The sequence below is a fragment of the Microcoleus harperi Pol14_C6 genome, from assembly GCF_036701295.1.
Classification (GTDB): domain Bacteria; phylum Cyanobacteriota; class Cyanobacteriia; order Cyanobacteriales; family Microcoleaceae; genus Microcoleus.
In genome coordinates this window covers 1-9278 of record NZ_JAUBQN010000080.1, presented here as the reverse complement: position 1 = coordinate 9278, position 9278 = coordinate 1, and the positions used below count along the sequence as shown (strand labels likewise).

The following is a 9278-nucleotide window of genomic DNA, read 5'->3' as shown; positions in this document are numbered from 1 at the left end:
AAAAGCCTAAATTAATACCAAGTTAATCAGGATTGGTGAAACCATATATTTTACAATTGATTTAGGATTGCTATAGTTCATTTGTACTATTTCATCCCCCTTTTGTTGATGTGTGACAGTTGAGGGTGCGGAATGTGGGCTTTAATCCTCTCAATTGCTTGAAAACCCATACCATTGACATACATTTTGAGACATTCACGTTTAACTTCTTCCGAGTAACTTTTATGAGGTTGATAGCAATCTATAAATTGTCTGCCACAACCGACACAAATATAATTCTGTTTACCTTTTTTCTGACCATTTTTATTGACATGAGTAGACTGACATTCAGGACATTTCATAAGCTCTTCGTTTTTTGAAGTGTTATTTTTGGGCGCTCGCACTATAAATTTATCATACCCTAATTCAGCAACGCCATTAAATACGGCCATACTCATTACGGCAAACCAGCATTCCGATGTCAGGACTGCAGACGACAGTTTGTTGAGCAGGCAACTCGGCAACCGATTGATGAGGCTACCCGTCAATTGATTGATAAGCTGTTGCTTGAGGGCCTTGCACGCTTCGGCCATCGTACGAGTCACAGGAGTTTCTGAGCGTTGGCGACAAATGTACGTCAATCAGAAGTTTTACCAGGCTCCCAAAACTATTGATATTACCCCAAAAAAACAGGTCGGTTGACAATTCAATTAGACCAACTGTGGTCCTTTGTTGGCTCCCAAGACAACAACCAATGGGTTTGGTTAGCTTTGGATGCAGATAGTCGTGAGATTGTTGGGGTAACAATCGGATCTCGCTCTCGACAATCAGCTTTCGCAGCTTTGGCAATGTTTACCGGCCGTTTATGGGCAATGTGCGGTCTGCTACACCGACTTTTGGGAGGCCTATGAACAGGTGCTACCCAGCAAGCGGCAGTAAGGCCGTTGGCAAGGAAACGGGAAAAACCAGTTAAGTAAGTCAGCAGGAAAATTGGTAAGTATGTAACAAAATATTAAGTAGGACGCTCTGCTCTCAATTTAATGCGTTTTGTAGAGTAGTTTCCTTTTTTTTTCTCTAGCTTCTACCCCATTAATTACGGCATAAGCTAGCTCTAATTCATCTTCAAATATTTGTCCGGCTAGCTCATCTTTTTTGATGTGTTGCCACTCCAATTCTATGGGATTCATTTCTGAGCAATATTTAGGTAAAAACAAGATATATAGACCCTGGTTTTCCCACTTGGACCATAATTTTTGGACTTCATTACATCGATGTATGGGGCCATGATCCTGTACTATTACTCTAATTCGTTTACTCCTCTCTGCCGAGCGAGCCTCTGACTCCATCATTTTGATATAAGCTTTTCGATCGACACCTCCAATTACCAAAGCGTAAACAAAGCTGATTTCAGGTTGAAGAAGTCCTACAATACTTAATATACGACCACGCCGTAAGGTTTGTTCCAGACGTTTTTGCTCGCGAAAGTTTGTAATAAGTGTAACCGGGCTCGCTCCATGCACAAAATCCTGATTCATCTAAATATTTTAAATCGAGCTCTCCCGCAGTAGCAGCCCATTCCAGCATATCTAGGTCTGCTTGTTTGATTTGGCGTGCTATGATTTCTTGTTTTCCTTTGTGGCTCTTTCTCGCTCGTTTCCAAATAAACCCTTTTTTTTTAGTATTCGTCTTAATCGGTCGGGACTTAGTTTAATAGATCGCTCTTTTTCTAATTTTTGAGCTAATTGAACACTATTTTATGTACGTGGTTCATTTTTGAGACATTCTGTTAAAAACTCTATGTCTGCTTCTTTCCACTTCGGTTTGCCTCCTCGACCTGACAACTCCCAAAAACCTTCCATTCCTAGTTTTTGCCATTTATGTAAAACCTCTCTCACTGTTTGTCGGGTCCAGTTAAAATGAGCTGCTATTTTTTCAACGTACCAGCCCTGTGCATTTAATCTGACTACAAGAGCCCGGTCTTTGACTTTTTGGGGAACATTCGCAGTTCTCAATTTTAATAAAGTTTTATCTTGCTCTTTTGTCAGAAATATCCTTAATCTAGCGCCCATATATTGAGTTACCTTGGTAGACGTATTCCCTGTCTTTACTTATTTTAACATAGTTCGGTTTTTTCGCACCGACTTACTTATGTTGAGCGATTTAACAACACGTTACGCCAGCGAGTAGGGCGGTTAGTACGGAAAACTTTGTCGTTCTCGAAGAAATTGAGCAACCATATCGGTGCAATTTGGTATTTTGTTCATCATTACAATGCCTCTCTTCGTTCGTGACCATTACTATTCACCACTACCGAAAAACTAAAATAGTCAGACTCAAGTATTGGGCGTTTTTGAGCTGCTGTTGGAAACAAATTTGGTATGATTGAGGTAACATTTTTCAATGATGGGCTTCTTAACAATACGGACCCCATATTTTTTACCATAAATCGGTCCTAAGGGGCTTGCAATTAAATACAATCCCAGTTACGCTAGAAGATTAGGAAACAAAAAATCTGACATAAGCGGTTGTGACCTCTGTGATTGGGATGCCAGAAATGATCTTGAGTGAGACCGTTAAATCGACGTTTAAGGATGCTGCCCAAAAACTGACAGGCTATCGCCGTCGAGACTTTATGGCAAAAGTGGCTGAAGACTACTTTAATGGTTCAGCCCGTAAAGTAGAAACATTTATGGGGTGGAACCGGTCGAGTGTTCAACTGGGCTTACATGAACGACGAACCGGACTGATTTGTGTTGATAATTATCGGGTTCGGGGACGACACAAAAGTGAAATTTTGCTGCCCAACTTAGAAGCCGATATTAGCTCTCTAGTCGCTCCCGAGTCCCAGACATACCCCAAGTTTCAATCGACACTTTTGTATGTCCGGATCACGGCACTCGCGGTACGAGCGGCATTAGTGAGTCAGAAGAACTACGACAGTGAGCAATTACCTTCTCGTCAGACAATTGGCGCGATTTAAAATCGAAAGGGGTATCGCCTAAAAAAAACCAAAAAACCAAGCCCTTGAAAAAAATTCCCGAAACAGATGCGATTTTTGAGAATGTATTGAAGGAGAATCAAGCCTCCGATCTACATGTCAAGTCTCTGCGAATATCAATTGATACCAAAGCAAAAGTAAAAATTGGCAACCTGTCACGGGGTGGTAAAGCCAGAACCATCGAACCGAAATCGGCCGACGATCATGATACCGAGTGGCAAGCTGTATTAGTCCCCTTTGGCATTCTTAACACTCAAAGTGATCGACTATCGATTTATATGGGACAGTCCGGTGAAACTACAGATTTTATTGTTGATTGTCTAATAGATTGGTGGCACAATAATCAATCTGATTACACCGAACTTGAAGAATTAGTGATTGACCTTGATGGTGGTCCGGCAATCAGAAGTGCTCGTACACAATTCATCAAACGCATCGTCGAGTTATCTCAGAGAATTCGTTTAAGAATCCGACTAATTTACTATCCGCCATATCATAGCAAATATAATCCAATTGAACGCTGCTGGGCAGCACTTGAAAATTATTGGAATGGTGCTATTTTAGATTCAGTTGAAACTGCTATAAACAGGGCAGGCAACATGACGTGGCAAGGAATTAAACCGGTTATACATTTGGTTGAGACAACTTACGAGAAAGGAATAAAAGTCTTACCAAAAGAGTTAAAACAGTATTTACCCGAATGGCAACGTTCTGAAACTTTACCGAAATGGGATATCACGATTATCCCAATTTGACTGGTACTTTATTTTTCCGCGAGTCCCTAACCCCGTCATCTGTATATGTTGATATATTTTACACCATAAACTCAGGAGAGCCAGAAACTTTATTATATATTTCTGCGTCTCGGACTGATATAAAAAATAAACTTGAAAGTTTTGGTTTTCTTCCTCAACCTAATCTACACTATTAATAATTTGTGTAAGGGGAATGTTTATTACTAACTCTCATTATTCACGACACGGAAGTTACGGAAATACAGATCACTGTTGTTTTTCTGATTCCTTGTTCTTTCTTGATTCTTCCTTCTTCTTTCAACGTCCCAATTCCTCGTTACTAATTCCCAAATGAGTCGCTTAGCCACAACAATAGAAGCCATACTTTACTTAAAAGGTCAGCCAGTGTCGATCGCAGAAATTGCCGAGATTGCCAAGTGCGATCGAGCCGAAGCCGAAGACGCCATCATCGAACTTATGTCTGACTCGTCCCGCCGCGACAGTGCATTAGAAGTCGTCGAAACCCCCACAGGATACAGCCTGCAACTCCGAGAAGAGTTTGCCAGTTTAATGCAAACTTTAATACCTCCAGAATTAGGTGTGGGAGCTTTGCGGACGCTGGCGGCGATCGCCCTCAAAGGCGGCATCGCTCAGCCAGATTTAGTTAGCTTGCGAGGTTCAGGAGCTTACCAACAAGTGCAGGAACTTGTAGAAATGGGTTTCGTCCGCAAACGGCGATCGGCTGAGGGACGGTCGTATTGGTTACAAGTTACCGAGAAATTTCATCGGTACTTTCAAGTAGACCAACTCCCAAAACAATTGCAAATTGACTTTCAGGCAAATTTGTACCCAAGCAATGACGAGTAGTTTGAAGTAGAATGTAACCAGCCAGAAATTAAGAATCGCCAAATGGTTTTTCACCCTGACTTTGACACATCCAATGCCCAACAAACCGCAGTCAATCCACTGCTGAAGTACCTCCAACACCAATCCCCGGAGGTTCTAGCCCGAGTCGCCAAGTCCGTCAGCCCCGACATCAGAGAAATTATCTCTCATAACGTTCAAGGACTTGTCGGCGTTTTGCCTTCAGAAAATTTTAACGTCGAAATTACCACTGACCGCGAAAACTTAGCAGGTTTGCTAGCTTCAGCGATGATGACAGGCTATTTTTTGAGGCAAATGGAGCAGAGGATGCACCTAGAAGAAAATTTAGCAAGCACCAGCTCGATTCAACCAAACTCGCCCAAAGACAAGTAAAAAGATCAACGGGTTGGGGAAGCCAGAAAGATGAAAGTTGTTCAGAAAAATCCATAATCCTAAATCATGGAGGCACAGGGAATTAAGAAACCGGGCTGTTAACCGGGTATCCCTCGCCCTACACCAAGGATTTTGGTGAAAAAACCCGGTTGCTGCGTCCAGGACTATAAAGCATCAGATTTATCTTTCATCCTGCACCGTTTGCAACTAATAGCAGTTTCCCAAAAGAAAGCAACTGTAGGTAAGCTCCAAATCCTTATCCCGTAAGTCATTCCCAATTCTGTAATCGACAATCTCAAATGGTATTACCCACCGGCGGAGCTACCCGATAGTGGAAAAGCACCCGGACGTACTTTTATATTTTGAACTTGACCCACACGGTTAATTTCCAGTTCGAGTTCTTTGCCCACAGCAGTGTTTTCCACCCGTTCTTGCACGTCCCCAGGAGTATTAACCGCAATTCCGTCAACTTTTTGAATGACATCCCCGGGGCGCAAGTCGGCTTTTTGAGCGGGGGAATTTTCCACGACTCGCGTCACGGCTACGCCTTGATCGAGGGTAATTTTATTATTATCGAGCTGTTTGTTGAGTTCTGCCTTGGTGGCGGCAGTCAAGCTGACCATTTGAATGCCGAGATAGGGATGTTCGGCTTTACCTTTGGCGAATAGCTGATCGGAAACTCGTTTGGCGGTTTCAATCGGAATTGCAAATCCCAAGCCCTGAGCGTCGGCGCGAATGGCGGTATTGATGCCAATTACTTCGCCTTGGTCATTGAGCAGGGGGCCACCAGAATTGCCGGGGTTGATCGCGGCGTCGGTTTGGATGAAGCGGACTCGCTTGTCTGGGATGCCGACTTGAGAACTCGATCGACCCGTAGCGCTGATAATGCCCACAGTCACGGTATTGTCGAGACCTAAAGGATTGCCGATCGCGATCGCCCACTGTCCCGGTACAATATTGTCCGATCGACCCAAAGCCACCTGCGGCAGTTCCTTAGCATTAATCTTAACCACAGCGACATCCGTCAGCGGATCGACTCCCTGCACCTTACCCTCAAACTCGCGGCCGTCTTTAAGCGTCACCTTGACAGTATCCGTCCCGGAGACAACGTGAGCATTAGTAACAATGCGGCCGTCAGGAGTGAGAATAAACCCGGAACCGGTACCTCTCTTGACTCGTTCTTCCGGCTGCGGCAAATTCTCCCCAAAAAACCGGCGAAACAAAGGATTTTTGAAAGCTTCCGGCACTTGATTCGCTACTTTGCTGGATGCGTCAATCCGCACTACAGCCGGGCCGACTTTTTCCGCTGCTTCAGCAATAAAATTGGGATTGCTGCGATCGACCGCCCGATTTTCCAGAACTGGAGGAGACGCATAGGGGGGGATTTGCTGGCGTACTACTGGCAAAACCAATCCGGTTTCCAGATTGTTTGAGCCTTGCAGATAGCGATTTCCCAACCATCCCATACCTCCGCCGATTGACAGCAAAGTCACATAAAGGGTCGTTTGCTTAAAAGATAAACTCATTTAATAACTCCCGCTAGATACCTCATCCCCGCAGACAGGTTCCGAATCAAGCATTTTTGTCTTGGTGACGAGAAGAAAGCGGGGCGGGGCGTACCGCTTCCTCAAGAACATAGCTGTTAACAGGCCGGGGCCCATCGGCATCACAGGCAATTTTGCCGGATTTGCCAAGAGCGATTCAAACTAATAATTCTCATCCTAACTTGGCTTAGCCTGGGATTTACAGTCTGGGGGGTGGCTAGAGCTTGTAAATATGAAGCTTCACGGGATTTTAAAATTGTCAACTGTCCCAAATGAATACTTTTTTCTGTAGATAATGAGGTTTAAACACTTATTTCCGGTGATTTCTGCACTAATTTGGTCGATCGCACCCGTTGGGCAAACGGCGGCAAATACCGAGATCCCACCTGCAAATCTTCCTTCAGGTACACCTGTAGAAAACCCCGACCCCGCCCGCGATTGCCCGAGTCCGGCTATGTCTCGGTTGCGCCGCCATACTGTGGCCCAGGGCGAAACCATAGAAAGCATCGCGCGGCAGTACAATGTGATTCCTGCGGCGCTGATCGGGATAAATCCGACGTTGCGGGGCGGTGAAGTATCTGCTGGAAGTGCGATCGTCATTCCTCCGTACAGTGGCAGCGAGGTAGAAGTGCCTGCGGGCTGGAATTGGCAAAAACTGGCAGAACGTTACAAAGTGCCTGCAGATTTGCTATTTGAGGCGAACGGGTGCAGGCCTTTGGGGAAAACGGTGTTTGTGCCAGCGGTGAATAGGTCGATCGGGCCTTCTATCAATCCCGATGCAGCGCCATCGGTGCAGGGATTTCCGCTGCCCGCCCCAGCAGTGGAAGCTTTGCGTTACGGGCGGCAATTGCATCCGGTTCGCCACGAATTTTTTTTCCACAGCGGTGTAGATTTTTTGGCGTCGGAGGGTACGCAGGTTTTGGCGGCGGGCGAGGGGACTGTCGCCTTTGCCGGGCCGCAGGGGGATTACGGGAATTTAGTGGTGGTGAACCATCAAGCGGGGAAGCAAACGCGCTACGCTCAGTTGAAAGATATTGCGGTAAAAGTCGGTCAAAAAGTGCAGTCTGGAGAAGTTTTGGGAACTGTCGGGATGACGGGAAAACGGGATATTCCGCCATCTCATTTGCATTTTGAAGTTCGGTACAATTCGGGTTTGGGTTGGGTTGCTGAAGACCCGCTGCTTTATTTGCAAGCGACTGTTAAAAAATAGGATTGTTAGTGTGCTGGGGGGTGACAACCCGCCCTAAATCCAGACGGGGTAAGGATTGATCTGTGTGAGGGTAAAGAAAGATAGGCAGCAGAATTGTTACACGCTTGCCTATCCCAAAAAATATGTTACCAACATTTTACCAGACTCACTTACAAAAACAAATGATGCAAAACCAGTTTATTTTACGCACAATCTTTTTGAACCTGATACAATCGGAGAAACAAGTAACGATCGCACTAATCGGGTTCCTATTAATCACTTATTGGTTAACAACTTATTGCCCGATCGCACATTTCTCTCAAAATCGATCGCCCAATAAACCCAAAAACCCGATCGCCCAATAAACCCAAAAACCCGATCGCACATTTCTCTCAAATTCGATCGCCCAATAAACCCAAAAACCCGATCGCACATTTCTCTCAAATTCGATCGCCCCATCAACAAAAAATCCGATCGCCCCAATAAACCCAAAAACCCGATCGCACATTTCTCTCAAATTCGATCGCCCATCCACAAAAAAACCGGCGGTTGAAACCCAAAAACCCCGGCGGTTGAAACCGCGGCTACACAGACAAAACCCGCCTTCGCGGGTTGAAGATTTCACCCGATGATTTTCAATCTCCAAATACCCTCTTCGTCCCCGTAGGCGGACATCGTTTGTGTAGACGCGGTTTCCAACCGCCGGGATTTCAACCGCCGAGGATTTCAAATTAGCTCGCCCGAATCGACCCAAAAATCCGATTATCGCCCGCCGCTAACTCCCTCCAATCGCAGGAAATGCACCCGGCCCGACTCATCGCCGGCTACAACTGTCACCCCATCAGGCGCGATTACACAGCACTTAAACTTATAATCTCCGCTGAAACTAGCAACCTCTTTGTAGCTAATCAAATCCCAGACTTTAATGGTGTTATCCGATGAAGCGGAAACCGCTATGAGGCCGTTAGGGCCGCTCGCCACTGCATTTACCCAGTCAGTATGACCGATGAGAGTTATAAGTTCCCTACCGCTGTCTGTGTCCCAGATTTTGAGGGTGTTATCTAATGAAGCGGAAATCGCTGTTTTGCAGTCGGGTACGCTCGCCACTGCATTTACAAGGCCAGTATGACCGATGAGGGTGAAAAGTGGAGTGCCACTTTCTGTGTCCCAGATTTTCAGGGTTTTATCTGATGAAGCGGAAATCACTGTCTTGCCAGAGGGTGCGATCGCTATTGCATTTACCCCGCTAGTATGACCGGTGAGGGTTAAGAGTTCGGTGCCTGTCTCGGTGTCCCAGATTTTCAGGGTTTCATCCCATGAACCGGAAATCGCTGTCTTGCCGTCGGGTGCGATCGCCACTGCATTTACCCCGTCAGTATGATCGGTGAGGGTTCTAAGTTCAGTCCCTGTCTCGGTGTCCCAGATTTTCAGGGTGCGATCACCTGAAGCGGAAATTGCTGTCTTGCCAGATGGTGCGATCGCTACTGCATTTACCCCGTCAGTATGACCGGTGAGGGTTAAGAGTTCGGTGCCTGTCTCGGTGTCCCAGATTTTCAGGGTTTCATCCCATGAACCGG

9 protein-coding genes and 4 pseudogenes are annotated in these 9278 nt (G+C 45.7%); 8 read left to right on the top strand and 5 right to left on the bottom strand.

Features of this window, described 5'->3' with window-relative positions; all coding sequences use genetic code 11:
* Positions 1–140 precede the first annotated feature (140 nt).
* Positions 141–341 (bottom strand): annotated as a pseudogene (locus QUA27_RS26655) (IS1/IS1595 family N-terminal zinc-binding domain-containing protein); the annotation flags it as partial.
* 75 nt (positions 342–416) lie between these two features.
* Between QUA27_RS26655 and QUA27_RS27570 the strand changes: the two are divergent.
* Together QUA27_RS27570 and QUA27_RS27565 are read left to right on the top strand one after the other, a co-directional pair.
* Positions 417–596, top strand: a complete 180-nt coding sequence (locus tag QUA27_RS27570) for an IS1/IS1595 family N-terminal zinc-binding domain-containing protein (RefSeq protein WP_445251556.1) — start codon at positions 417–419, stop codon at positions 594–596.
* Between the two features lie 81 nt (positions 597–677).
* Positions 678–890: an IS1 family transposase gene (locus tag QUA27_RS27565; protein WP_445251555.1), complete on the top strand. Its 213-nt coding sequence runs from the start codon at positions 678–680 to the stop codon at positions 888–890.
* 126 nt (positions 891–1016) lie between these two features.
* On the opposite strand, the pseudogene QUA27_RS26650 reads toward QUA27_RS27565, so the two are convergent.
* Positions 1017–2048: pseudogene (locus QUA27_RS26650) on the bottom strand (IS630 family transposase).
* A gap of 78 nt (positions 2049–2126) precedes the next feature.
* On the opposite strand from QUA27_RS26650, the pseudogene QUA27_RS26645 reads away from it, so the two are divergent.
* The 5 genes and pseudogenes from QUA27_RS26645 to QUA27_RS26625 form a co-directional block, all read left to right on the top strand.
* A pseudogene (locus QUA27_RS26645) lies at positions 2127–2270 on the top strand (IS1 family transposase); the annotation flags it as partial.
* A 254-nt stretch (positions 2271–2524) separates the two neighbouring features.
* The gene (locus QUA27_RS26640) at positions 2525–2959 is read left to right on the top strand and encodes a hypothetical protein (RefSeq protein ID WP_333071995.1); all 435 of its coding nucleotides are present in this window, start codon (positions 2525–2527) and stop codon (positions 2957–2959) included.
* A 44-nt stretch (positions 2960–3003) separates the two neighbouring features.
* Positions 3004–3732, top strand: coding sequence for an ISAzo13-like element transposase-related protein (locus tag QUA27_RS26635; RefSeq protein WP_333071992.1), 729 nt, complete (start codon positions 3004–3006; stop codon positions 3730–3732).
* Positions 3733–4062: 330 nt separating this feature from the next.
* Positions 4063–4578 carry an SMC-Scp complex subunit ScpB gene (scpB, locus tag QUA27_RS26630; RefSeq protein WP_333071991.1) on the top strand — a complete coding sequence of 172 codons (516 nt, stop codon included), beginning with the start codon at positions 4063–4065 and terminating at the stop codon, positions 4576–4578.
* Between the two features lie 42 nt (positions 4579–4620).
* Positions 4621–4968, top strand: coding sequence for a DUF760 domain-containing protein (locus QUA27_RS26625; protein ID WP_006635907.1), 348 nt, complete (start codon positions 4621–4623; stop codon positions 4966–4968).
* Positions 4969–5273: 305 nt separating this feature from the next.
* Here QUA27_RS26625 and QUA27_RS26620 read toward each other — a convergent pair whose 3' ends face one another.
* Positions 5274–6494 carry an HhoA/HhoB/HtrA family serine endopeptidase gene (locus tag QUA27_RS26620; protein ID WP_333071989.1) on the bottom strand — a complete coding sequence of 407 codons (1221 nt, stop codon included), beginning with the start codon at positions 6492–6494 and terminating at the stop codon, positions 5274–5276.
* Between the two features lie 337 nt (positions 6495–6831).
* On the opposite strand from QUA27_RS26620, the gene QUA27_RS26615 reads away from it, so the two are divergent.
* On the top strand, positions 6832–7722 hold the full coding sequence (locus tag QUA27_RS26615; protein WP_333071987.1) for a peptidoglycan DD-metalloendopeptidase family protein: 891 nt from the start codon (positions 6832–6834) through the stop codon (positions 7720–7722).
* 298 nt (positions 7723–8020) lie between these two features.
* Here QUA27_RS26615 and QUA27_RS26610 read toward each other — a convergent pair whose 3' ends face one another.
* Both QUA27_RS26610 and QUA27_RS26605 read right to left on the bottom strand, forming a co-directional pair.
* Positions 8021–8326, bottom strand: coding sequence for a hypothetical protein (locus QUA27_RS26610; RefSeq protein WP_333071985.1), 306 nt, complete (start codon positions 8324–8326; stop codon positions 8021–8023).
* Positions 8327–8463: 137 nt separating this feature from the next.
* Positions 8464–9278, bottom strand: a pseudogene (locus tag QUA27_RS26605) (WD40 repeat domain-containing protein); the annotation flags it as partial.

Coding starts and splice junctions, on each gene's coding strand:
- QUA27_RS26640 (WP_333071995.1), top strand. CDS start 2,525: ATGCCAGAAATGATCTTGAGTGAGACCGTTAAATCGACGTTTAAGGAT.
- scpB (WP_333071991.1), top strand. CDS start 4,063: ATGAGTCGCTTAGCCACAACAATAGAAGCCATACTTTACTTAAAAGGT.
- QUA27_RS26625 (WP_006635907.1), top strand. CDS start 4,621: ATGGTTTTTCACCCTGACTTTGACACATCCAATGCCCAACAAACCGCA.
- QUA27_RS26620 (WP_333071989.1), bottom strand. CDS start 6,494: ATGAGTTTATCTTTTAAGCAAACGACCCTTTATGTGACTTTGCTGTCA.